A 23,217-nucleotide genomic window follows, 5' to 3' on the forward strand; every position below is an offset into this window, starting at 1 on the left:
TTTGAACTTGTCTGAAAAACTGCGTCTCTTCGTCATTCGTGTATCCTGTTTTCAACGTTGGATACATCGTAGCACCCCGTCCAATTTTGACGGACCACTTCAAAGATAGGCTGGCGGATAACAACAAGAGATTGAGAAAGCATATTGCTGACACGGGCAAAAAAGTATGAGAACGAGAATACACTCACATAATTAGTCCGTAGGTATTGAAACTGCTTAGTTGGGAATGGATGCTAAAGGACTTTCATAGGCTCAAATTGGAGATGCAGTCTTGCAGGCTATGTAAGGATCTCCCGCTAGGTCCAAACCCCATTTTTCAGCTGGATGAGCGGGCAAGGATCTTGATCGTTGGCCAAGCTCCAGGACGCATTACTCATCAAAAAAATCGCCCCTTTGACGATCCCTCTGGAGATCGTTTGCGAGAATGGCTTGGGATTGATAAGTCTGCTTTCTACGCAGATCCCCAGATCGGCATTTTTCCAATGGGACTTTGCTTCCCTGGTGCAGGTTGTTCAGGCGACAAACCTCCACCAGAAATTTGCGCGACTACATGGCGGAAGAAAACAATGGCAGCTCTCAAGAGTGTCGAACTGACTTTGATCTTGGGTGCTTATGCCATCGCATGGCACTTGCCTCACCTGAATGGAAAGACCGTTGCAGAGGCGGTCAAACAGTCTTCTGAAGGCCAAGACCGAGTCTTTGTATTGCCCCACCCAAGTCCGCGAAACAACAGATGGCTTAAGCGAAACCCTTGGTTCGAAGCTGATGTCATTCCAAGAATTCGGCAAAGCGTGAGACTAAATCTAAGTGAATCTGAGAGGAAATAACTCACTTTTCGCTGAGCAGTTACTCGAAAGAAACTGTCTATAGACGGGTTTACTTGGAGCTCACGGAAAAACATATTTATATCAATTGGATGGGCGCGAAGTGGACAATTTGCATGTTATGTAATCTGGTCTTTCCGGGCTACAGCGCCAAAGGCGCGGATTTGCCGCCACCGCCGCAATGTGCGCGACTCTGGCATGCGCAGGTGTTTGACAGGCTGCGCGATGTCCGGCTGCGCATTGGCGTAGGAGGATATGCGCAAAAGTACCATCTGAAGACGCGATTTGGTGTGACCGAGACGGTTCAGAACTGGCAGGGCTTCGGACCTGACGTCTTTCCCTTGCCACATCCGTCCTGGCGCAATACGGCTTGGTTGCGAAAAAATCCCTGGTTCGGGGAAGAGGTGCTGCCCGCGTTGCGGGCCCGCGTAAAGGAAGTGATGCAAAATGACTGAGGATACAGCTCTGGATCTGGCCCATGCCGCAATGGAAGCCGCCCCCGAGGATGAGGCAGCGCGCCTGCGGTTTTATGAGCGACTGGCCGACAGTGAGCTGTTCCTGCTTTTGGGTGCAGAGCCCGAAGGCGACAAAATCCAACCTGAGGTCTTTGCCACAGAAGAGGGCGAGTTTGTCCTGGTCTTTGATCGTGAGGAACGGCTGGCAGAGTTTGCAGGCAAGATCGTGCCTTATGCCGCGCTTTCGGGACGGATGATCGTGAAGATGCTGGAAGGATCCGATATTGGTCTGGGTGTGAACCTGGATGTCGCACCCTCACAGGCGTTGATGCCAGCATCCGCCTTGGATTGGTTGCGCGAGACATTGGCGCATAATCCCGAAGAAGTGGAAGCCGGTGTCGAGGAGGTTTTGCCCCCCAAAGGCTTGCCAGAGGTGCTGTTGACCGCGCTGGATGCAAAGCTCGCGACGGCTGCGGGCTTCGCGACAAGCGCATATCTGGTATCGCTGCAGTATACCGGCGGCGGACAAGGGCATCTGTTGGGCTTTGTTGGCGCAAAAGACGGCGCGGAATCCGCGCTTGCCCAAGCAGTATTCGAGGCGCTCACCTTTTCCGGCATCGAGGCTGGCGCGTTGGACGTCGGGTTCTTTGGCGCATCAGATGAAATGTCAGCGCGTCTTGCACGCGTTGGATTGCGCTTCGAGCTTCCCGAAGCCTCCGAGCCCAAGACCTTTGCGCCGAGCAAACCTGGAAGCGATCCGGACAAGCCACCACGTTTGATTTAACTGCGATCAAGTTAGGTTAATGGCTTCGGAAGTAGAATTGCCGCCAGCAACGCGTGCTCTCCCGCCCGTCATCAGCTTTTGGAAAAAGCTTCTTCCCGTTGGGCATAGCTCCGTGCCAGAGGCACGGAGCTATGCCCAAGGCCGCCAATGTGTGGTGACATCGTCACCGCTCATGCGGGCGCGGGAGCCCCACCGCTCTTTGCGGTAGGGCGAAGGTCGTAAAAAGGCGCTATACGTCTTCGCTGGCCAATTTGTCCTGCGTCTTGGTCTCAAAATCTGCGGCACTGTGGCGTTCATGCAGTTGCTCACCCAGATCGCCCCAGGTGCGGTTGACCATGCGGCCCCGTTTGACGGCAGGGCGTGCGGCAATCATTTCGGCCCAACGCATCAGGTTGGTGTAGCTTTTCACATCCAGGAATTCAGCCGCATTGTAGAGCGATCCCAGCACCAACGCGCCGTACCACGGCCAGATCGCGATATCGGCGATCGAGTAGTCTTCGCCTGCGATATAGGTGTTGTTGGCCAGCTGCTTGTCCAAAACGTCCAGCTGACGTTTGGTTTCCATGGTGAACCGGTTGATCGGGTATTCGAACTTCTCTGGCGCATAAGAGTAGAAATGGCCAAAACCGCCACCCAGATAGGGTGCAGAGCCCATTTGCCAGAACAGCCAGTTCATCACTTCGGTGCGCGCAGCCCCATCTTTGGGCAGGAAGGCGTCGAATTTTTCCGCCAGATGCACCAGGATCGAAGCCGTTTCAAACACGCGCACTGGCGCATCGCCGGTGGTGTCCGTCATCGCCGGGATTTTGGAGTTGGGATTGACCTCAACAAAACCGGATCCGAATTGATTGCCGTCGCCAATCTTGATCAGCCAGGCATCATATTCTGCGCCCTCATGTCCGGCCTCCAGCAGCTCTTCGAACATGACGGTGACTTTGACACCATTTGGCGTGGCCAGCGAATAAAGCTGGAAAGGCTGCGTCCCAACGGGGAGCTCCTTGTCATGGGTTGCCCCTGAAATGGGGCGGTTGATGCTGGCCCATTCGCCACCGTTCTTGTCGTCCCAGGTCCAGACTTTGGGAGGGGTATATGCGCTGTCTGTCATCGTGTTCGCTTTCTTGATGCCCTGTTTTCTGTCGGCGCTGAGCGCGCTGCAGTTCCACACATAGGCACCCTGACAAAAATTCCAATGACTGGAAGCTTTGCAGGCCGGAATTCACCGAAATTTGTTTACCTTTCCATATTACCAAAACTTCACGGCCGCTCTTTGGTGGACACAGAGCTGTGAGCCCCCCTTCGCAACGGGGAGAAATCGCATATTGTTCTGCCATGAAGAGGCCGACTACCCGGTTGGTTTTGAGCTTTTAAAGAAATTACTGACTCATCTGAAAAGAGGATGCTGAATATGAAACGTTACGCCCTTGCCGCAGTTGCGGCACTTGCCCTGGCTGCCCCCGCCTTTGCTGGTGAGCAATTTGTTGACGAAACCGGTTTTGCGGTTTCCGGCTACGACGTTGTTGCCTACCGTTCGCTGGAACCAAATCCAGTTGGCACCCCGCAGCCGCTCGCCGTTCCTGGCAAAGCGGATTACACCGCAGACTACAATGGCGCGACATTTGCCTTTGCATCGGCTGAGAACCGCGATCTGTTCAAATCCGACCCAGCGCATTACGCACCGCAGTACGACGGTCACTGCGCCTATGGCGTCTCCAAAGGCGGTAAAGTGCCTGCGAACCCACATCTGTGGCGCATCGTGGACGACAAACTGTTCCTGAACATCACCAAAAACGTTGTAACCTTCTGGGAAGAAGACATTCCTGGCAACCTCAACCTGGCCGAAGACAACTGGGTTGGCATCGAGCCCGCGCCAGCATCCGGCAACACGATCCCGAACTTCACATCGCCTGCGCCTGCTCAAGGCTAATCGCTTTGAAGTTGGAAGTAATGATCCCCGTCGCACCATTGCGGCGGGGTTTTTTGGTGCGTGAGGTCAGGATAGTAAAACAAATCCACCCCAGAAAATGAGCGCTACACCCGCAAGCTTTGACACCTGCCGCCCAAACGGGGTGAGCTTTTCCAGCGCGACATAGGCCGCAAGCGCAGTGATCCAATAGAGGTTCATGACCCCGCCCACGAACAAAAGCACCATCAAGGCCCAGCAACAGCCCAGACAATAGACCCCGTGGCGCAACCCAAGTTGCAGCGCGCCGTATGGGCCGGGGCGAAAAAACCGGGTCAGAATCGCGACTGGGGATTGGCAATATTGCAGGCAGCGCTCTTTCAGTCCGGAAAACTGAAACAATCCAGCACAGATCAGCAGAAGACCACCGGGGCCAGTGTGGATAAAGGTCATCATTGTAGCAGAGACAACGCCCAATGTTTCGCCGCCCCAGTGCGCCACGGTCGCCGCAAGGCTAAACGCGCCCCATGACAAAAGGTAGCCGCCGACAAAGGCCATAACTTGCAGCTTGGCCCGGTCACGCCCCACCTGGCTGCGACGCATCAACTGCCCATAAAGCAGGGCCGTGGGGGCAACGCTGGGCAGCATCATAGCCACCATCATCGCCCACCACATCAAGAAGACCAGTATCAGGTAGTGCGCGCTCCACGCACCTGGATCGGTTCCACCAGGCATATCGCGCATGCCGGACATGGCCGTCATCTCGAGCGCGGTCATATTCATGCCCACGCCCAAAACGGTATACAGCGCGCTGATGCCGAACAGCAGGGTCAAAAGCGCAATCAGCAGGCGACGATCTTGGCGCAGGATCCGTTCCGTCAGCGATGATGTCTGCGGGTCAGCTGGCATCTGGTTCAGGCGGCCTCGACCACGCCTGTGGTGGAGAGGTGAATTTCGACCAGATGGGCGTGGCTGTCCTGGTTGTTCTCCAGCGATATGGCGCCTTGTGTGCGGGTTGTGCCCTTTGCAACCTCAGCGACGCGGAATTCAAACCCATGGGGCAGATCGATCCGAGCGCGGTGCTCGGCGCCGGAAACGGGATTGGTCAGCGGCTCTGCGCGGGTTTCAAAGACATTTGGCACCCGCACGTGACCGGTGCGCGAGGCCATATCCATTTCGAAATCGATCGGCAGAAATAACGTCTCCAGCTTGTTTGGAGACATCGCCGAAAACACCCACCACATCGTCGCCATGTCATTGGTGTCCACGCCGGTCATGATCTTGGCCAAGGCATCGCGCTGGGCGGGTGTCGCGCTTTCATCAATGATGATCTGCATGGTGCCATTGCCCTGATGAATGGCGCCGGGCCACTTCAAAACCATGGCGGCGCGGGTTCCAGACAGGTCGGTGTCCCCGTGGTAGCCGCGATCAAACTGAAAACTGGCCGTGGCCTCGCAGGTGCCATGTGTCGGCAGTGCCATGAATTGACACGGACAGCCCGTGTCGCAGTTGCAATTTGCCAGTTCGTGCCCGTGAAGTTCCCATTGTGTCATGATGTGTCCCCCTGTTTGCGCCGAGAAGACGCATGCGAATATTAACATAATGCAGAGGTTTTTTCCATATCGCCGCGCGGGTGGTGCGTCGCCACAAAAAAGGCCCGCGCATGTGGGGCGCGGGCCTTAACAGATTTTGTTGCGGTTCCTTATACCAGGCTAGGCAGCCACAGCACAATGGAGGGGAAGGCAACAAGTCCAGCAATCGTCAGTGCATCGGCGATGAAGAAGGGGGTCACACCCTTGAATACATCCTGCACGCTGATGTCATCGCGCACACCGGCAACCACAAAACAGTTGAGGCCGATGGGCGGGGTGATCAGACAGAACTCGGCCATTTTCACCACTAGAATACCAAACCAGATCGCGCACATCGGACCTGACATGCCAAAAGTACTGTCAGCGGCAGAAACAAACTCACCACCGTTCAGAGCCATAACCGCCGGGTAAACAACGGGCAGGGTCAGCAGCAGCATACCAATGGCGTCCATGAACATCCCCAGAACCGCATAGGCCAACAGGATACAGATCAGAATCAGCATCGGCGACATAGTGAGTGAGGTGATCCAATCCGAAAAAGCACCGGGCAGATTGGCAAAGCCCAGGAAGCGCACATAGATCAAGACACCCCAGATGATGGTGAAGATCATCACCGACAGCTTTGCGGTTTCCAACAGCGCGTCTTTCAGCTCGTTCCAGCGCATGCCCTGATAGAGCGCCATCAAGAAGACAACAAAGGCCCCGATCGCGCCGCCTTCGGTCGGTGTCCCCCAAGCGTCGCCGCCAAAAGGATTGTAGACAAACAGGATAATGGTCGCGACCACGAACAGGATCGGCAGCGCAGGTGGCAAGGCGGTGAAGCGTTCCTTCCACGTGAATCCGCTGACAGCCGGGCCAAAGCCCTTGATCGTCAGGGCCATGCCGATGATCAGCACGCCGTAGACCAGTGCCGAAAAGGCGCCTGGAATAAAGCCCGCCAACAACAGCTTGCCCACGTCCTGTTCCACGATGATCGCATAGATCACCAAAATGGCTGACGGCGGGATCAGCGAGGCCAGTGTACCACCGGCTGCCACAACCCCTGCAGCAAAGCGTTTGTCATAACCGATTTTCAACATCTCTGGGATTGCGATCCGGGCAAACACGGCCGAGGTCGCCACGGACGCGCCGGATACGGCGGCAAAACCTGCAGTGGCAAACACAGTCGATACGGCCAACCCACCGGGCACCCAAGCAAACCAACGTTTGGCGGCCTCAAACAGCGCCTTGGTCAGGCCCGCGTAATAGGCCAGATAGCCGATCAGGATGAAGGTCGGGATCAGCGACAGCGCTTGGCTCGACACTTTGGAGTGGGGCACCTGACCTGCGGTCTTAACTGCGACGGTCACCGCTTTACCAAACCGATCGGGGTCATATCCGAACTTGGCCCAGAAAATCCACACTAGACCAACCATACCGGCCAATGCGGCCGCAAAGGCCACTCGCATGCCCAGAATGACCAAGACGAGCATACCGGCAGAGACGGCAATACCAATTTCAATAGGTTCCATTAGTATATGTCCTTATGCGTCTTCATGGCCCGAGACATGCTCGGCTTCCATGGCGGCTTGGGTGGCGGCATCTGCGATCATCGGGATCGCAACGGGTTTGGCGTCGTTTTTTACGAATGCGCGGGCATAGCCCCACAGCTGTAGCCCCAACCGCAGACACAGCACCGAAAACGCCACGGGTGCCAGCAGTTTTGCAGGCCAGATCGGCAGCGCGATATCCATCGAACTGTCGCGGCTCCACAAGGGCGAGCCAAAGTCAAAGCTGCGTTGGAAATGCGACCAGGTGCCCCAGACCAAGAGGATCATCAGCGCAAGGATCGCCAAAGTGGTGATGAATTCCACCAGATAAAGCGCGCGGCCCCTTAGGGCGCCGACAAGCATGTCCATGCGGATGTGACCACCGTCGCGCTGGGTAAAGGCGACACCCATAAAGGCGATCAGTGGCATGGCCTGTTCGATCCAGTCCACATAACCGGGCAGGGGTTGGTTGAAGCCGTTGCGGCCCGTAACCGAAACCACCGCCAATAACATCAAAGAGAAAACCGCCAGGCCGCTGAGCAGCGCCAGCACCTTTTCGATCGCATAAAGCCGCGCGTCCAAACGGCTGAGCGTGCTGTCATCCGACAGTACAAGAGAGGATCCGGCCATTGCGGGTCGCTCCTTAAATTTAGGATACAAAAAAGCCCCCAACAGGCCGTGCTGGCACTGCTGGGGGCATTGGTTTGGCTCAGCTACCTTCGGCGATCATGCCGGTAACCATGTCGTAAAGCTCCTGCGCCGGCAGGCCACGCTTGTTGTTCTCTTCAATCCACGCGGCGGCAGCGGGTGCAGCGGCGGCGGCCTTGAATGCAGCGATTTCATCTGGAGAGAACGTCACCTGCTCGATGCCGCGATCGTCCAACGCGGGACCCCAAGCGTCCATGGTGTTGTTGTTGTAGTTGTAGATGTAGTAATCCAGCGCCTCTGGCACGGCGTCCAACAAGGCGGTACGGTGCTCATCCGACAGGTCGTTCAGCGCATCGGTGTTCACAACAACCGGGCAATTCACGGTGCCAGGGTTCAGGTTCGCAGTCCACCAGGCGCCGTTTTCGACGGTGCCAAACGACATATGGGCGTGTGGAGCAAAGCTCACGGCCTTGATCACACCGCTGTCCATAGCCTGACGCACTTCGGTTGCGGACATGGAAGTTGGCACGGCGCCAATTGTCTCCATCGCGGCACCGATACCACCGGTTGCGCGCACGGTCAGACCTTCAAAGTCCTGGATCGAATGTGGTGCATCACCGACACCCACAATGTTGTACTGTGGCAGCGGCGACGGCATTAGCAGGGTCGCGTTCCAGCGGCCAAGATCGTCAACAACGGCCGGGTGCTGATAGACAGCCATCGACAGCGCGACTTCCTGCTCCAGCGACGACACGCCCAGGAACGGCAGTTCCAGAACGGTGATCGACGGGTTTTTGTCGCGGTGGTAGCCCGCACAGAACTGCGCCATCTCAAACGCGCCGATTTCGATACCGTCGAGGTTTTCGCGGTTTTTGGACAGGCCGCCGTAGCTGATGTTCAATGTGAACTCGCCACCGGTCTTGGCGCTGACCAATTCGGCCAGTTTTTCAACATGTTCGGTAAAGGCCCGGCGTTTACCCCAGAGCGATACATTCCATTCAGTGGCCATGGCTTCGCCGGCAAACGCGACGGTCAATGCAACAACAGCGGTTTGGCTAAGAATTTTGCGCATTCGGTCTCCTCCCAGATGCAAAAGTGAATTCTCGAGGCACAGTTTGGGGAACCTGATAGGGTTTGCCTATGAAGGAAATCGCGTAGTGACGCAGCGTTGCCCTGCGGCTTTCCGCAGGGCGCAAATGCCGTCAGAGCAGGGCGTCTTTGTCCAGATCCAGTTTCACGATTTTCTCGTTCAAGGTACGGCGTCCAATACCCAAGGCTTCGGCAGTGTCATCCATGCGGCCCTGATGATCGCGGATCGCTTTGGCAATCAATTCCCGCTCAAACGCTGCCACTGCGTCGCGCAAGGTCGTGGGCACATCTTCCATTGTATGGTCCCGCCTGATCGCCTCGACCATGCTACCAGAACCGCGCCGCGCGGCCAGACATCTGCGCTCACAAACATGGCGCAATTCGCGCACGTTACCAGGCCAGTCATGCGCCAATAGGGCTGCCAGATCGTCGTGTGACAGATCAGGCGGTGCAATGTCATAGATCCGGCCCGCCTGGTTCAGGAAATGCCGGGTCAACAGCGCCAGATCATCGCGCCGTTGGCGCAAGGGCGGCAGATCCAGCTCGACTGTGTTCAAGCGGTACAAAAGATCCGCGCGCAGGTTGCCCGCATTGACGGCCTTGTCCGGGTCCTCATTGGTGGAAGCGATGATCCGAAACGAGACCGAAACTGGACGCGCGGCACCCACCGGCAGGATTTCCTTGTCCTCGATCACCCGCAGCAGTTTGGCCTGAACGGGCATGGGGCAGGCGCAGATCTCATCCAGATAAAGCGTCCCGCCTGCGGCCATCAGCAGACGTCCGCCTTGCGCGGCATCGGTGCCGAACATATCGGCTTCAAAGGTCTCGGCCGACAGGCTGGCGCAGTTCACCGCCAGAAACGGCACATCCGGCGACGGGCCAAGGTCATGCAGCGCGCGGGCGCATAGATCCTTACCGGTGCCGGTCTCCCCGCGCAGCAAAATGGGGGCGTCGATATCGGCGAGCGTCAAAATATCCTGACGCAACGCTTGGATTTCGCGCGATTGCCCCAGCACGATACGATCCAGACCCGACAATTCGTAAAGCCGCGCGGTCAGCCGGGCGTTGCTTTGCCGCATCCTGGCGCGTTCGGCTGCGTTTTGCAACACCGACAACAGCCGACGCGGCTCATAGGGTTTTTCCAGGAAACTATAGGCGCCGTCCTGTACAGCCTGCACCGCCATCGGGATATCGCCGTGGGCGGAGATCAGCACCAGCGGCGGCGCGGTCTCCATCGTGGTCAATTGCGCCAACAGATCCAACCCCGACATCCCCGGCATCCGCACATCGGACAAGATCACGTCAGGCACGGAATGGCTCAGGTGCTCTTGGACCTGGGCCGCACGTGACAAGGTCTCCACCCGCCAACCTGCGGCCTCCAGCAAGGCCAGCAAGGATTTGCGCATGAGCTTGTCATCATCCACGACCAGAACGCTAAAGGGAGTGTGCTCGCTCATGCCGGTTCACCATGGTCTAGGGTTGGAAAGGTGAGGACGAAGACCGCGCCGCGGCGTCGCTCCCCATTGCGCGCCTGCAATGCGCCGCCATGTTCCTTGACGATCTGGGCCGAGATCGCAAGCCCCAGCCCCATCCCACGTCCGCTTTCCCGTGTGGTCATAAAGGGCTCCTGCAGATCCGCCAAAGTGGCCGCGCCCAGCCCATGGCCATTGTCGCGGATCTCACACGTGATCTCCTGCGCTGTCTGTCTAAGGGTCAGCTCGACCCGCGGATCTTCTTCGCCCTCAACCGCATCCAAAGCGTTGCGCAGCAGATTTGTCAGAACCTGCTCCACCCGCAACCGATTGCCCCGGATCAAGTGCGGTCGTTGCGGCAGGTTCGTCGCGACAGCCGCGTCGATTGCTGCGCGGTTGGGTTCGACTAAACCCAAAACCGCATGGAGGGCTGCAACCAGATCCACAGGCTCAAACTCATCCTCACCGGAGCGGGCAAAGAACTTCAGCTGCCGGGTTATCCCTTCCATCCGGTCCACCAGCGATGTGATGTTGCCAATCAGCGGCCCGCCTGCGGAATTGGTCATCTGTGCTGCCGCCAGATGGTTGCGCATCGCCGCGATCGGTTGACCCAATTCATGGGTAACAGAGGCGGCAACTTGTCCCAAAGCCGCCAGCCTGCTGGTGCGCTCCAACTCTCCTTGCGTGCGGCGTAGTTTGTGCTCGGCCGTGCGCCGTTCCGAGATTTCATGGGCCAGGCGGACGTTGGCGGCACGCAGCTTGCTCTCTTCGGTTTCTGCACGAAACAGAGCCAGTCGAAAACGCCGCGTGCGGCGCAGCTGTTGAACGACAAACCCTGCGATCAACAGGATCATCGCCACAGCCGTGACCAGCCCGGCCCGCGCAAAAGCACGGTCGTCATTGGCAAAATAATGCAGCTCCCAGTCATGCAGGCCGGTGCCACGGGTCAGGTGCAACAGTTCCGATCCGTCAATCTCGGCCCGCCGCTGGCCGGTGATCCGCCAATCCAGCGCATCAAGCCTCTGTCCGGGAAACTGACGCGCCGCCTCAATCTGTTGCAGCGCCTTGTCGGGCAGTTCAGCCAGCGTGCTATATTGCCAATCCGGGCTTGAAGCCAGAAGGACGACACCGGATTGGTCGGCGAGCAAGACATCCTCACCCGAATTCCGCCAGCTCTCTGATAGTCGGGTCAGATCCAGCTTGATGGCGATCACACCGATGACGCTCTCGTCGGATGCGCGGACCGGATCTGAGATGAAATACCCCGGTGCACCGGTGGTGGCCCCGATGGCGTAAAACCGGCCCTGACGGCCGGCTAGCGCATTCTGGAAATAGGGGCGAAACGCGTAGTTCTGACCAAGAAAACTGCCGGCAGAGGCATAGTTTGAGGCCGCGATGGTCAGGCCCTGTGGATCCATCAAATAAATCGCATCCAACCCCGCGCGACGGGCAAAATCGGCCAGGCGAATGTTCAACGTTGCGGTGCTGTCCCTGGTCAGCGCCTGGGCCACAAAACTGTCTTGCGCCAAGACATGGGTCAGGTGGGAGAACCGTTCCAGTTCCGCCTGCAACGTCGATTGATACAGCGACAATCGCCCTTCGGCGCGGGCCAGTTCTTCGGTACGGAAATAGTCGTAGGACAGCCGGAACAGGCTAAAGGCGAACACCAGTGCATAGGCCAGGTAAACCAGAATGCGTAGGCGCTGGATGATCTTAGATTGGGCCAAGGCAAATGCGGTTCCGGGTATTGGGGTGTTCTGTTGGTCGCGTCAAACTGGCGCATTTATTCCGGGTTTGGCAATTGAATTCCATCCGCCCGACAGCAAAACGCCCCGCAACCACATGGGGCGCAGGGCGTTTTCGCACCTTGCAGAACTGAGCTGGCGATTACCGTTTGCGGTCGCGGCGGGTGCTCATTGGCTGGAAGGCTACGCCCACATGGGCCTCGCAATAGGGTTTGCCCTGTTGAACGGGCAGGCCGCAGAACCAGAAGTCTTCTGTTGCCGGATCCCCAACAGGCCATTTGCAGGTCCGCTCGGTCAATTCCATCAACGTCAGCCTCTTGGCTTTCTTTTCGATCTCATTGACCTTGGCCAGGGCCTCGGGGCTTATCTCATTGGCCGAAGGCTGCGGCGGCAGCGGCTGGCCTGCGGGGATGATCTGTTTGCGCGCAGGCACCGATGGCTTGGCTTCGGCAGCGGCGGGCGTAGGCTCCGGCGTGACAGGGCGCGCGGGCTCTGTCTTGGGTTGCGGTTTGGGCTTTGCGGCCGCCTTCGCTGCGGGCTTTTCCTTCGCCTCGCCACCACTCTTGGCGCCGGTTGCGCGGTTGGACAGACCCAGGCGGTGGACTTTACCAATCACCGCATTGCGGGTCACGCCCCCCAATTCTTTGGCGATCTGACTGGCCGACTGGCCTTCGCCCCACATTTTTTTGAGCAGTTCGACGCGCTCGTCTGTCCAGGACATATTTTGCCTTTCAAAGCTAATAGCGGCCCCAGCATCCTGCGGCCGCCATCGAATTCCTTATCAGTCGTCTATTCTAATCACTGACGGCGGAGTTACAAGCTGTCTTGCGCTCAGGCGTGCATAAGCTATGCAGCAAGAGCACATAAGTTGGGGGACACCGGTGCCACAATCAGGATATACCGTCGAATTGGGCGAACGCCGTTTTGGTCACATCAATTGGTTGGGTCTTCAAACCATAGCCTTGCGCGAAGTGAAGCGGTTTATGGTGGTCTGGACCCAGACGCTGATGGCGCCTTTGGTCACCGCTGGTTTGTTTTTGATGATCTTCAATCTGGCGATCGGTCCGAACCGCGGAGAGGTGATGGGAGTGCCCTTCCTGCATTTCCTCGCGCCGGGCATTTTGACCATGACGGTGATCCAAAACGCCTTTGCAAACACGTCGTCTTCTATTGTTATCTCCAAAGTGCAGGGCAATATTGTCGACACGTTGATGCCGCCTTTGTCCGGGCTTGAAGTCCTGTTGGGCTATCTTGCAGGCGCTGTTGCGCGAGGTTTGTTTGTGGGGTTGGGGATTTCGGCGGGGCTGTTTCTCGTGCTTGGAATTGTGCCGGAACATCCGCTTGTGGCACTGGTTTTTGTGGTGCTTGGCGCGTTGTTTCTGGGCGGGCTTGGCATCGTTGCTGGCGTCTTTGCTGAGAAGTTCGACCAGATGGCGGCGATCACCAATTTCATCGTCACACCGCTCGCATTTTTATCGGGCACTTTTTATTCAGTTGATGCGCTCCCGCCGATCTTGCGCGGGTTGAGCCATGTGAATCCGGTTTTCTATTTGATCGACGGGGTGCGATTCGGTGTTATCGGCACATCTGACAGCTCGCCACTCCTTGGTTTTGTGGTCTGCGCAGGCGCGTCCGCAGTGGTGTGCGCACTCGGCTGGGCGATGTTGCGCAGCGGCTATCGCCTGAAACCCTGACGATCAGGCGGACGTGCGCGCGCGTTGGCGTTGGACACTTTCGCGCCAGGCCAAAAGCGCGGCACCGCTCAGGATGATGCTTGCGCCCAAAATGCTGACCGCGTTCGGTATCTGCGCAAAGACCGCCATATCGTACAGCGCGGCAAAAACCAGCGTGGCATAGGTGAAGGGTGCAACAAATGACGCATCCGCCCGCGCCATTCCATTGATGAAAAAGCTCTGCGCGCAGGCCATCATCGCGCCAAGCGCCGCCAAAGCTCCCCACTGCGCAAGGCTCGGCATGTGCCAGACCGGCAGAACGGCAGCACTGGCAAGCAAAACACCCAGCGCATTGTTGGTCCAAAGCACTTGCAATGGTCCCTCGCGCCCGGCCAGTTTTTTGATAAAAATCAGCTCCATTCCCATCAGCGCAGCCGCGCCCAAGGCCAGCATTGCGGCCGGTTGAAAGCTTTCAGGCGTAGGCCGCAGCAAGACCATCGCCCCGACCAAGGCGATCCCGGCAGCCGCCCATCGCCACGCGCCCACCCGTTCCCCCAAGAGCGGGATCGCCAAAAGCATGCCAAAGACCGGATTCAAAAAGGTGATCGCAGTGGCATCCGACAGCGGGATAAAGGCGACCGAGGCAAACATCAGCGTCACACCACCCCAGCCAAACAATGTCCGCCCAAGATGCAGGCCAAGGCTCGGTTTCACAAACTTGGGGCGCAAGACACCAACGGCCGTGGAAATCGCGACAAAGGCAAACACAAACCGACCATGGCTGACCTGCAGCGGATGCAGCGGCTGGCCTAATGTTTCGGTGCCCAGAAGCTTGGCCAACAGCGTCGTGCCCGCGATAAACACAGTCGCCATCAGGATCAACGTGGCTGCAAGGGGCGGGTTTTGGCGCGCGGTGGTCATAGGCCAGCGATGCGCGGATCAGCTCCCATTAGCAAGAGGAAGCCTGTACCCATACAAATCTCACAGACGCAGGCGGGCAATCCCATAGATCCAAATCGCGACCATCCCTAGGGTCGCAGCCACATAAGGCAGGCGCAATGCAATCTCGGACCCCAAATGAGACGTGGTGTGCGCGACCAACCCTCCGCCCAGCAGTGCGCCAAACGGGATCATGCCCCAGCCAAAGAACCGATACAGGCTGTTGACCCGTCCCAGCAGCGCGTCGGGTATATGGCGCTGACGATAGGACACGGTCACAATATTCCACAAAAGCGCGGCAAACATTTCAACAAACAGCCCAATGGCCACCCACCAGATCGACGGGGCCACGGCAATCATTGCCATCGCACACGCCATGGCAGGCAGGGCAATCAACAGGGCCGCGCGTTCTCCGGTGCGGGCGGCGATACCGGGGCACAACAGCCCGCCAGCCACGCCACCAGCCGCACCGGCGGTCAGCAACAGGCCGTGTTGCGCCGCATTCAGCCCCCACAGATCCTGAACAAACAGGGGGAGCACCGCCAGGGTCATCATCGACAACAGGTTCATCAGCCCCAGCATAATCGCCAGCCTCAGGATCAAAGCATTACGCCAAAGCCAGCTGAACCCTTCGCGCGCATCCTGGCGCCAACTGCGCTTTGGTGGACAGGGGCGCGCAGGAATACGCATCGCCCAGACCAACATCGCAGCTGCACCAAAGGTCAGCGCATCCACCACAAAAGGAGCAGGCACCGCATAAGCAATCAACAGACCGGCAAGGGGCGGGCCGACAAAGCTGCCCATCACCTGTTCAATGCTCCACAATTGCCCGTTTGCTCGCTCCAACGTGTCTTTGGGTACCACAGAGGGCAGAACCGTCTGCGCCGCATTGTCCCGCAGAACCTCGGCACAACCCAACAAAAACGCCAGCGCCGATAGGCCAAAGATATAGGGCAGCGGATCAGCGAGTGGAAAATCAGGCACCGAGAAGATGATGCCAATCACACCAAAGGTCAGCGCCAACCGCGCAAGATCGGCGCGTATCATCAGCTGACGCCGGTCGGCGCGATCGGTCCAAACACCGGCAGGGATCGACAGCAAAAGCCAGGGCAGGCGGGTCGCAAACCCCACAAAAGCGACCAGAAACGGATCACGGGTGATCAATGTCGCAAGCCAGGGAAACGCCAGCGCCGACACCCCATCCCCCAGATTGGAAATCGCGGTGGCTGAAAACAAATACCGATAGTTTGGAAAGGTCCATAAATGGGTCATGCCCCTATCAAGGCTCTGTGAGTGCTCCGCTGTCAATCACGCGTCCCGTCTTGCATGCGATCCATTCGGCTGTTGGCTACATTTCGGCGGAATTTGCTGACAAAAGGGGTTCACAGAGGGTGATTCCTCCCTTATGGAGCCTTCTCATGATCAAACGCACAGATATCACGTCTCTACGACGCCGACGCTAACTGGCTATGCCGGGGCATTCTGCCTCGTTTGATCTGCGTGCCTGAATGTTTCCCAATATTTGTGCACATCCCGTCTTCAAAACAATTGACCCGCTGGCCAGCCTGTTGCACTGATTTGGCCTCAAATTTCTGAAAAGGATGATCCGATGATCCCGTCCGTCTTGCCCACCTATTCGCGCGCCCCGCTGCACTTCGTCAAAGGCGAAGGCTCCTGGCTGGTGGATACCGATGGCCGACGCTATCTGGATCTGGGCTCCGGCATCGCGGTCAACGCCTTGGGCCACGCCAATCCCAAACTGGTAGAGGTGCTGACAACCCAGGCGCAAAACCTGTGGCACGTGTCAAACCTCTATGAGATCCCGCAACAACAGGCGCTTGCCGACACGCTGGTGGACAATACATTTGCCGACACCGTGTTCTTCACCAATTCCGGCACCGAAAGCTGTGAACTGGCGATCAAAATGGCACGGAAGTATTTTGCCGATGCAGGCCAGCCGGACCGGGTTGAGATTATCACCTTTGATGGCTCCTTCCATGGCCGGTCCTCGGCAGGCATCGCGGCCGCTGGCACGCCCAAAATGGTGGGCGGCTTTGGCCCAACGCTTCCGGGTTTTGTGCATCTTGCGTTTGGCGATCTGGATGGTGTGACCAATGCGATCACCGAACACACCGCCGCAGTCCTGATCGAGCCGATCCAGGGCGAAGGTGGCATCCGCGTGTTGCCAGACGCCGAGCTGAAACTGCTGCGCGAAATCTGTGATGAGGCTGGCATCTTGTTGATCCTCGACGAAGTGCAATGCGGCGTCGGACGGACCGGCAAGCTGTTTGCTCATGAATGGGCCGGCATCACCCCCGACATCATGATGGTCGCCAAAGGCATCGGTGGGGGCTTCCCACTTGGGGCGGTCCTGGCCACCGAAAAAGCCGCCTCTGGCATGACTGCAGGCACCCATGGTTCCACCTATGGCGGCAACCCGCTGGGCTGTGCCGTCGGCAATGCGGTGATGGAAGAGGTTTCAAAGCCCGAATTCCTGGCCGAAGTGAACCGCAAATCCAGCCTGTTGCGGCAAAAACTGGAAGGCCTGGTCGCCGCCCATCCGGACATCTTTGACGAGGTGCGCGGCTCCGGTCTGATGCTGGGCCTAAAATGTGTCGTGCCCAATATCGACATGGTGCAGGCTGGCTATGATGCATCCGTCATCACCATTCCAGCAGCGGAAAACGTCATCCGTCTCCTGCCTGCCCTGAACCTCACGGACGAAGACATAGCTGAGGCCTTCAACCGCCTGGACGCCGCCGCAAACCAGGTCGAAACCACCATCAAGGCCGCCTGATTTCATCTTTTTACAAATACTTCGGGGGTATGGGGGCTGGCCCCCATCAGATCCTCCCCAGAACATGAGACCGACATGAACCACTTCCTCGATATCCACAAGACGGACGCCACCGCCCTCAGAGGCATGATTGACCAGGCCGCAGCGATGAAAACCGCCCGTCAGGGCCGCCCCAAGGGCACGCCGGACGATGACCAACCCTTGGCCGGTCATATGGTTGCGCTGATCTTTGAAAAACCCTCAACCCGGACCCGCGTTTCTTTTGATGTGGGTGTGCGCCAGATGGGCGGCCAGACCATGGTGCTGTCTGGCCAGGATATGCAACTCGGCCATGGTGAGACCATCGCTGATACCGCCCGTGTGCTCAGCTGTTACGTGGATATGATCATGATCCGGACCTTCGACGAAAGCGTCTTGCTTGAGATGGCAGACTACGCCGATGTGCCGGTGATCAACGGTCTGACCGACCGTTCCCACCCCTGCCAGATCATGGCCGATATTCTGACGTTCGAAGAACACCGCGGCCCGATCAAAGGCAAAAAGGTCGTTTGGACCGGCGACGGCAACAATGTCTGTGCCTCGTTCCTGCATGCGGCTGGACAGTTCGGCTTTGATGTGACCTTCAGCGGCCCTGAACAATTGGACCCCGAAGAGGAATTCGTAGGCCTCGCCCGCAAAGCAGGCGTCAGCGTCACCATTGAACGCGATCCGATCAAAGCGGTTCAGGGCGCTGATCTGGTGGTGGCCGACACTTGGGTGTCGATGCATGACAGCCAATCCTCCAAGGAGCGGCGTCACAATATGCTGCGCTCCTATCAGGTCAACGATGCGCTGATGGCCCATGCCAAACCGGATGCACTGTTCATGCATTGCCTGCCCGCCCACCGCGAAGAGGAAGTGACCTCAGCCGTGATGGATGGTCCGCAATCGGTGATTTTTGACGAGGCTGAAAACCGTCTGCACGCGCAAAAAGCCGTCATGCGCTATTGCCTGGGCGTGTGATACGCCACTCAGTTTGTGAAAATGGGCCGTCCCTGATCTGGGGCGGCCTTTTTTATCCGGCAAAGGTCATCATAACCGTGAACAGCAGCGCCGACAGCGCCGCTGCGGCGGGCACGGTGAACATCCAGGCGACAACAATGGTCAGGAAATGACTGCGCCGCACCAGCTTGCGACGGCGCACTTCTTCGGCGGGAAAGGCGGCCTGTTTGGGCTGGGACGTCTTCAGCCTCTGCCGCCTGCGTTTCATGTACCATTCACGAAAGAAGCCAACTCCAAACACGCCGCCGACCGCAACATGGGTGGAGGAGACCGGTAGCCCCATCCAACTGGCCAGCAGCACGGTAATGGCAGCGGAGAGCGACACGCAAAACGCCCGCATTGGGTTCAGCTTGGTGATCTGATCCCCAACCATCCGGATGAGTTTGGGGCCAAAGAGAAACAGGCCAAAGGAAATCCCCAAGGCGCCGATCACCATGACCCAATTGGGCACCGCCACATCGGCCACGCTGGTGCCGGTCTGTGTCGCATGTACAATGGCGGCCAGTGGCCCCACCGCATTGGCCACATCATTTGCCCCATGCGCAAAGGACAATAGGGTCGCCGAAATGATCAGCGGCACCGTAAACAGCGCCTTGATCGAACGGTTGCGATTTTCCATGCCTCGCGCTTTGTATTCGATCAGCGGTGCTGCAATCACATAGGTCAAACAGCCGACGCCCAACCCCGCCAGTGGCACGGCTGAAGACGCACTGGTGAACAACCGGTCGACACCTTTGATCATCAGATAGGAGGTAAAAGCCCCCGCCATAATGGCCACCAGAACTGGGACCCAACGCACGGCAGCGGCGAGCTTGTCTCGTTGATACATGATCTGCGTTTTGACAAAAGCCAGGATTGCCGCCGCAACGACACCTCCCATAATCGGTGAGATGATCCAATTCGCCGCAATCATAGCCACCAGAGGCCAGTTAACAGCGTCAAACCCAAGGGCGGCGATCCCGGATCCAAGGACCCCGCCAACAATCGAATGAGTGGTCGATACCGGCGCGCCGACCCAGGTTGCCAGATTGACCCAACCCGCCGCCGCGATAAGCGCGGCGAGCATGGCCCAGACCAACCCTTGTGTGTTGGTCACCGTTTCGATCTGTAAGATATCGTATGAAATGGTGTGGATCACATCGCGTCCGGCGAGTAACGCACCGGCGCTTTCGGCCACCGCCGCCAACACAATCGCAACCCCCATCGGCAAGGCACGCGCGCCAACCGCAGGCCCCATATTGTTGGACACATCATTGGCCCCGATGTTCAACGCCATATAGGACCCAAAGACGGTCGCTGCGATCACCAATAGCAAATTGGGTTGTGCGCCCCAGACCACAGCGGCCACCAGCGCGGCCACCAGCAGGAAGGCAACGGCTATCGCGCGGCCAATGATGCTGCGTGCGACCGATCCTGTGGCCAGCTCAATCCGCGAAATACGGCTGAGATCCTTGTCGAGGGTTTTCCAACCTTTCGGCACCGGCGACATATCGGCTCCTTTTTGAGTGGATCAAAGACCCCGAAGCAGTTTTTGCAAAGCAGGCTCGTGAACAAGCGTCGCGGCCTCATCGGCAGGCATCCACTGGCGTTTGCGTTGGTGTACTTCCGGGTAGTCGTTGGACAGTTCCTGAACCTTGGCCGCATAGATCAGGGCGGTCACTGGCTCTTCGATGCCAGTGGCGCGCAGCTTGTGATAGTCGAAACTGCCGATCGGGTTCTCATCGGCTTCGGCTTTGACAACGCCTGCTTCTTCCCAGGCTTCTTGCAGCGCCGCTTGCGCACAGGTTTTGCCATCCATCGGCCAGCCTTTGGGGATGATCCAACGCCCGGTGCCGCGACTGGTGATCATCAACACCTCGGTGGTGTCGCCCACATGACGGTAACACAGCGCGGCAACCTGCAGCCGTTTTGGGCGCAAGAGCATGGGACGCAGATATTCTTCCCAAATATTTGAAAACATTGCCGTCATGATCGGTGGTAGTATACCAGTTGTGGCGAGAAAATTTTTCTGAATGTAACGATTTTGTACGCGGGTTCAAGGTTTTGGCGCTGGATTTACGGGCATCTCTGGTGACAATTTGTGACAATCACACAAAATGTTGATACTTGGTCGCACAATACTGGATGTAGGTTGCAATGAGGTGACCGTATTCGCTTTTTGATTATGGTTTTGTGCTGCGACGCTTGGCGCGCAAGGTCGGGTCCGCTTCGGTTGGATCCTCAGGCCAGGGATGTTTGGGATACTGCGCGCGCATGTCTTTGCGCACATCCGCATAGGATCCGGCCCAAAACCCCGGCAGGTCGCGGGTGATCTGAATGGGGCGTTGCGCGGGTGACAAAAGAGTGACCTTCAAGGCTTCGCCGCCAATCCGCGGATGCCGGGTCACGCCGAACATCTCTTGCAGGCGCACCTCGATCGCTGGGATCTCACCGGAATAGTCGATCGGTATCTTGCGCCCCAATGGCGTTTTGAAGCTGCCGGGTGCTTCGCGGTCCAACAGCAGCGTTTGATCCCAACTGAGCACGGCCTGCAGGGCGGGCAGCAGGTCAAAGCGTTTCCAATCCTCGACGGTGCGTTGGCGGCCCAACATGGGCAGCAGCCAGTCCTCTAAGGTCTCCAACAGGGCAAGGGTTGTGAAATTCGGCAGATCATGGCCCTCGGCGCGGACCAGCTCAACCCGAGCGACAAGGCGCGCGGCCGCGGGTGAAAACCGCAGGCCCAGATCGCGCACACCGTCCAGCATGGCGCGGGCAATGACGTCTTGTGGGGCGTCCTTCCAGATCTGGTCTTCCAATGTGATCGCACCAAGACGTTCCTGTTTTCGGGCCACAACGCGGCGGTCGCGTTTGGACCATTCACAGTGATCAACCTCGGTAATTTGTCTTGCAAAAAGCGTGCGGATCTCGCTCAGGGTGATTTGCGCGGCCATGCGAATGCGGGCCTCGCGCGGGTTTCCATCAGTGTCGATAGCCACCAAAAACGGCGCGTTGGCCAGACCATCGGCGGCATCCATTACGGCACCTTTGCCGCCCGACAGAACAAAGCGGGGGATATCGCCCTTGCGGCGCTGACCGATTCGATCGGGATAGGCCAGGGCCGCCATCGCGGCAGGCGACAGGTCCGAGGTTTTGTCCGGTGCTTGCCGTTGTAGGCGCTTGGTTTCGGATTTGATCCGGTCAACGGCTTGGCGGTTCACCTGAAAGCGACGGCGTTGGGCAAAGGCCTTGGAGTCCCTCAGAAGTTCCATCCTGAGAGCAAGGTCCGGTGGCGCGCCGCGCAACGGGTCCGTTTCGCCGCAGAGCGCACAAAGCGGCGCGGCGGCGGGACCTGCGTTCAGGAGCAGATGTCCAAGGCGCGGATGCAGCGGCAGTTTCGCCAAAGCCTTGCCATGGGCGGTGATCCGCCCGTGCCCGTCCAAGGCGCCAAGCAGGGTCAAAAGCGTCTGTGCCTCGCTCAAAGTCCCGCTGGGTGGCGGTGTGAGAAAGGCGAGATCGCTGGGCTGTGCTCCCCAAAGCGCAAGCTCCAGCGCCAGGGGTGTCAGGTCCGCCGCCTCAATCTCGGCCGGAGGGAAGGCCATCAGCGCGCCTTCCTCGCCCTTGGTCCACAGACGATAACATATGCCCTCTGACACCCGCCCGGCGCGGCCTTGTCGCTGGGTCGCCTCGGCGCGGGTGACCCGCTCGGTGACCAGCCTGGACATGCCAGAGCCCGGATCAAACCGCGCGCGCCGCGCCTGACCCATATCCACCACCACCCGCACATCTTGGATGGTGAGCGAGGTTTCTGCGATCGAGGTGGCCAGCACCACTTTGCGTCCCTCGGCTACTGGGCGGATCGCGGCTTGTTGCTCAGTAAAGGGAAGGGCGCCGAACAGCGGGCGGATGGTGCAGTTTTCTGGCAGGCGCGCAGCCAAGGCCGCCGCGGTTCGGCGGATTTCGCCCTCACCTGGCAGGAAAGCTAGGATTGCGCCGCCTATGCTGCGGGTCTCTTTCTCGGCTCGGGTGATGAGGTCGACCAACGCGTCCACTTTGCGGGCTTTGGGCGACAGAGGCTTGTCCAGCCAACGGGTTTCGACCGCAAAACTACGTCCTTCGGATGTCACCATCGGCGCGTCCATCAATTGCGCTACGGGGCCTGCATCTAGCGTGGCCGACATGGCCAACAGCATCAGATCATCGCGCAGCGCCTCGGTGACCTCAAGGCATAGCGCGAGGCCGAAGTCCGCGTTCAGGGAGCGTTCGTGAAACTCATCAAAGATCACCGCGCCGATGCCGGGCAGGTCGGGGTCAGATTGCAGCATCCGGGTCAGGATACCTTCGGTCACGACCTCGATACGGGTGGCTTCGGAGGTCTTGGCCGCACCGCGCATACGATAACCAACGGCCTGACCCACGGGCTCACCCAGCGTTTCCGCCATCCGTTCCGCAGCGGCGCGCGCGGCCAGTCGGCGGGGTTCCAACATCAGGATCCGACCGATGCAGAGCTCAGCCTCCAGCATCGCCAACGGCACCCGTGTGGTTTTCCCGGCACCGGGCGGTGCTTGCAGGACCGCGCGTCCGCGCGTGCGCAGGGCGGTGATCAACTCGGGCAGGGCGTCTTCGATGGGCAGGCGATGGGGCGTGTTCATGCCGTCTTATTGCCAGAGACAGCCGAAAGGTCCAGTGATCCCGACCAGCTTGGTGGTAGACACGGGTGAATTCGCGCGGTTTGATCCCAGCCGACCTGCCA

The 23,217-nt window shown here is 58.5% G+C and carries 21 protein-coding genes; 7 read left to right on the plus strand and 14 right to left on the minus strand.

Annotated features, from left to right (window positions below):
- Positions 1–263: 263 nt before the first annotated feature.
- The 3 genes from KMP13_RS01520 to KMP13_RS01530 all read left to right on the plus strand — a co-directional run bounded on the left by KMP13_RS01520 (position 264) and on the right by KMP13_RS01530 (position 2,063).
- Entirely contained in the window at positions 264–827 is a 564-nt protein-coding gene (locus KMP13_RS01520) for a uracil-DNA glycosylase family protein (RefSeq protein WP_285895520.1), read from the plus strand.
- Between the two features lie 113 nt (positions 828–940).
- A complete protein-coding gene (locus tag KMP13_RS01525) occupies positions 941–1,279 on the plus strand; it encodes a uracil-DNA glycosylase family protein (protein ID WP_353055668.1) in 339 nt (112 codons plus the stop codon).
- A complete protein-coding gene (locus KMP13_RS01530) occupies positions 1,272–2,063 on the plus strand; it encodes an SseB family protein (protein WP_215263698.1) in 792 nt (263 codons plus the stop codon). Before KMP13_RS01525 ends, KMP13_RS01530 begins: the two co-directional genes overlap by 8 nt.
- Before the next feature lie 229 nt (positions 2,064–2,292).
- Here the strand turns inward: KMP13_RS01530 and yghU are convergent, their stop codons facing one another.
- A complete protein-coding gene (gene yghU / locus KMP13_RS01535) occupies positions 2,293–3,168 on the minus strand; it encodes a glutathione-dependent disulfide-bond oxidoreductase (protein WP_215263700.1) in 876 nt (291 codons plus the stop codon).
- 300 nt (positions 3,169–3,468) lie between these two features.
- Between yghU and KMP13_RS01540 the strand changes: the two genes are divergently transcribed.
- Positions 3,469–3,987 carry a YHS domain-containing (seleno)protein gene (locus KMP13_RS01540; protein ID WP_215263702.1) on the plus strand — a complete coding sequence of 173 codons (519 nt, stop codon included), beginning with the start codon at positions 3,469–3,471 and terminating at the stop codon, positions 3,985–3,987.
- Between the two features lie 66 nt (positions 3,988–4,053).
- On the opposite strand, the gene KMP13_RS01545 is transcribed toward KMP13_RS01540, so the two are convergent.
- The 8 genes from KMP13_RS01545 to KMP13_RS01580 all read right to left on the minus strand — a co-directional run bounded on the left by KMP13_RS01545 (position 4,054) and on the right by KMP13_RS01580 (position 12,759).
- Positions 4,054–4,872, minus strand: a complete 819-nt coding sequence (locus KMP13_RS01545; protein WP_215263703.1) for a DUF2182 domain-containing protein — start codon at positions 4,870–4,872, stop codon at positions 4,054–4,056.
- Positions 4,873–4,877: 5 nt separating this feature from the next.
- Positions 4,878–5,516, minus strand: a complete 639-nt coding sequence (locus KMP13_RS01550) for a DUF1326 domain-containing protein (RefSeq protein ID WP_215263705.1) — start codon at positions 5,514–5,516, stop codon at positions 4,878–4,880.
- Positions 5,517–5,665: 149 nt separating this feature from the next.
- Positions 5,666–7,066 carry a TRAP transporter large permease gene (locus KMP13_RS01555; protein WP_215263706.1) on the minus strand — a complete coding sequence of 467 codons (1,401 nt, stop codon included), beginning with the start codon at positions 7,064–7,066 and terminating at the stop codon, positions 5,666–5,668.
- A 12-nt stretch (positions 7,067–7,078) separates the two neighbouring features.
- Entirely contained in the window at positions 7,079–7,714 is a 636-nt protein-coding gene (locus KMP13_RS01560) for a TRAP transporter small permease subunit (protein WP_215263707.1), read from the minus strand.
- Between the two features lie 79 nt (positions 7,715–7,793).
- Positions 7,794–8,804 carry a TRAP transporter substrate-binding protein DctP gene (gene dctP, locus KMP13_RS01565; RefSeq protein WP_215263708.1) on the minus strand — a complete coding sequence of 337 codons (1,011 nt, stop codon included), beginning with the start codon at positions 8,802–8,804 and terminating at the stop codon, positions 7,794–7,796.
- A 130-nt stretch (positions 8,805–8,934) separates the two neighbouring features.
- Positions 8,935–10,278 carry a sigma-54-dependent transcriptional regulator gene (locus KMP13_RS01570; protein WP_215263709.1) on the minus strand — a complete coding sequence of 448 codons (1,344 nt, stop codon included), beginning with the start codon at positions 10,276–10,278 and terminating at the stop codon, positions 8,935–8,937.
- Complete coding sequence (locus tag KMP13_RS01575) at positions 10,275–12,020, minus strand: sensor histidine kinase (protein WP_251363636.1); 1,746 nt, start codon at positions 12,018–12,020, stop codon at positions 10,275–10,277. The genes KMP13_RS01570 and KMP13_RS01575 overlap by 4 nt, the downstream gene beginning before the upstream one ends.
- A gap of 160 nt (positions 12,021–12,180) precedes the next feature.
- Positions 12,181–12,759, minus strand: a complete 579-nt coding sequence (locus KMP13_RS01580) for a GcrA family cell cycle regulator (protein WP_215263711.1) — start codon at positions 12,757–12,759, stop codon at positions 12,181–12,183.
- 160 nt (positions 12,760–12,919) lie between these two features.
- Between KMP13_RS01580 and KMP13_RS01585 the strand changes: the two genes are divergently transcribed.
- Complete coding sequence (locus KMP13_RS01585; protein WP_435370326.1) at positions 12,920–13,732, plus strand: ABC transporter permease; 813 nt, start codon at positions 12,920–12,922, stop codon at positions 13,730–13,732.
- A 3-nt stretch (positions 13,733–13,735) separates the two neighbouring features.
- Here KMP13_RS01585 and KMP13_RS01590 read toward each other — a convergent pair whose 3' ends face one another.
- Both KMP13_RS01590 and KMP13_RS01595 read right to left on the minus strand, forming a co-directional pair.
- Positions 13,736–14,632: a DMT family transporter gene (locus KMP13_RS01590; RefSeq protein ID WP_215263714.1), complete on the minus strand. Its 897-nt coding sequence runs from the start codon at positions 14,630–14,632 to the stop codon at positions 13,736–13,738.
- A gap of 60 nt (positions 14,633–14,692) precedes the next feature.
- Entirely contained in the window at positions 14,693–15,922 is a 1,230-nt protein-coding gene (locus KMP13_RS01595; RefSeq protein ID WP_215263715.1) for an MFS transporter, read from the minus strand.
- 337 nt (positions 15,923–16,259) lie between these two features.
- Between KMP13_RS01595 and KMP13_RS01600 the strand changes: the two genes are divergently transcribed.
- Both KMP13_RS01600 and argF read left to right on the plus strand, forming a co-directional pair.
- Positions 16,260–17,447: an aspartate aminotransferase family protein gene (locus KMP13_RS01600; RefSeq protein ID WP_215263716.1), complete on the plus strand. Its 1,188-nt coding sequence runs from the start codon at positions 16,260–16,262 to the stop codon at positions 17,445–17,447.
- Positions 17,448–17,522: 75 nt separating this feature from the next.
- Positions 17,523–18,449, plus strand: a complete 927-nt coding sequence (argF, locus tag KMP13_RS01605; RefSeq protein ID WP_215263717.1) for an ornithine carbamoyltransferase — start codon at positions 17,523–17,525, stop codon at positions 18,447–18,449.
- A 52-nt stretch (positions 18,450–18,501) separates the two neighbouring features.
- On the opposite strand, the gene KMP13_RS01610 is transcribed toward argF, so the two are convergent.
- The 3 genes from KMP13_RS01610 to hrpB form a co-directional block, all read right to left on the minus strand.
- Entirely contained in the window at positions 18,502–19,977 is a 1,476-nt protein-coding gene (locus KMP13_RS01610) for an inorganic phosphate transporter (protein ID WP_215263719.1), read from the minus strand.
- 21 nt (positions 19,978–19,998) lie between these two features.
- A complete protein-coding gene (locus KMP13_RS01615) occupies positions 19,999–20,448 on the minus strand; it encodes an NUDIX hydrolase (RefSeq protein ID WP_353055669.1) in 450 nt (149 codons plus the stop codon).
- A 202-nt stretch (positions 20,449–20,650) separates the two neighbouring features.
- On the minus strand, positions 20,651–23,116 hold the full coding sequence (gene hrpB, locus KMP13_RS01620; RefSeq protein ID WP_215263723.1) for an ATP-dependent helicase HrpB: 2,466 nt from the start codon (positions 23,114–23,116) through the stop codon (positions 20,651–20,653).
- Positions 23,117–23,217: the final 101 nt, after the last annotated feature.

The organism is Epibacterium ulvae, assembly GCF_018678075.1.
Lineage (GTDB): Bacteria > Pseudomonadota > Alphaproteobacteria > Rhodobacterales > Rhodobacteraceae > Epibacterium > Epibacterium ulvae_A.

Coding starts and splice junctions, on each gene's coding strand:
- KMP13_RS01520 (WP_285895520.1), top strand. CDS start 264: ATGCAGTCTTGCAGGCTATGTAAGGATCTCCCGCTAGGTCCAAACCCC.
- KMP13_RS01525 (WP_353055668.1), top strand. CDS start 941: ATGTTATGTAATCTGGTCTTTCCGGGCTACAGCGCCAAAGGCGCGGAT.
- KMP13_RS01530 (WP_215263698.1), top strand. CDS start 1,272: ATGACTGAGGATACAGCTCTGGATCTGGCCCATGCCGCAATGGAAGCC.
- yghU (WP_215263700.1), bottom strand. CDS start 3,168: ATGACAGACAGCGCATATACCCCTCCCAAAGTCTGGACCTGGGACGAC.
- KMP13_RS01540 (WP_215263702.1), top strand. CDS start 3,469: ATGAAACGTTACGCCCTTGCCGCAGTTGCGGCACTTGCCCTGGCTGCC.
- KMP13_RS01545 (WP_215263703.1), bottom strand. CDS start 4,872: ATGCCAGCTGACCCGCAGACATCATCGCTGACGGAACGGATCCTGCGC.
- KMP13_RS01550 (WP_215263705.1), bottom strand. CDS start 5,516: ATGACACAATGGGAACTTCACGGGCACGAACTGGCAAATTGCAACTGC.
- KMP13_RS01555 (WP_215263706.1), bottom strand. CDS start 7,066: ATGGAACCTATTGAAATTGGTATTGCCGTCTCTGCCGGTATGCTCGTC.
- KMP13_RS01560 (WP_215263707.1), bottom strand. CDS start 7,714: ATGGCCGGATCCTCTCTTGTACTGTCGGATGACAGCACGCTCAGCCGT.
- dctP (WP_215263708.1), bottom strand. CDS start 8,804: ATGCGCAAAATTCTTAGCCAAACCGCTGTTGTTGCATTGACCGTCGCG.
- KMP13_RS01570 (WP_215263709.1), bottom strand. CDS start 10,278: ATGAGCGAGCACACTCCCTTTAGCGTTCTGGTCGTGGATGATGACAAG.
- KMP13_RS01580 (WP_215263711.1), bottom strand. CDS start 12,759: ATGTCCTGGACAGACGAGCGCGTCGAACTGCTCAAAAAAATGTGGGGC.
- KMP13_RS01590 (WP_215263714.1), bottom strand. CDS start 14,632: ATGACCACCGCGCGCCAAAACCCGCCCCTTGCAGCCACGTTGATCCTG.
- KMP13_RS01595 (WP_215263715.1), bottom strand. CDS start 15,922: ATGACCCATTTATGGACCTTTCCAAACTATCGGTATTTGTTTTCAGCC.
- KMP13_RS01600 (WP_215263716.1), top strand. CDS start 16,260: ATGATCCCGTCCGTCTTGCCCACCTATTCGCGCGCCCCGCTGCACTTC.
- argF (WP_215263717.1), top strand. CDS start 17,523: ATGAACCACTTCCTCGATATCCACAAGACGGACGCCACCGCCCTCAGA.
- KMP13_RS01610 (WP_215263719.1), bottom strand. CDS start 19,977: ATGTCGCCGGTGCCGAAAGGTTGGAAAACCCTCGACAAGGATCTCAGC.
- KMP13_RS01615 (WP_353055669.1), bottom strand. CDS start 20,448: ATGTTTTCAAATATTTGGGAAGAATATCTGCGTCCCATGCTCTTGCGC.
- hrpB (WP_215263723.1), bottom strand. CDS start 23,116: ATGAACACGCCCCATCGCCTGCCCATCGAAGACGCCCTGCCCGAGTTG.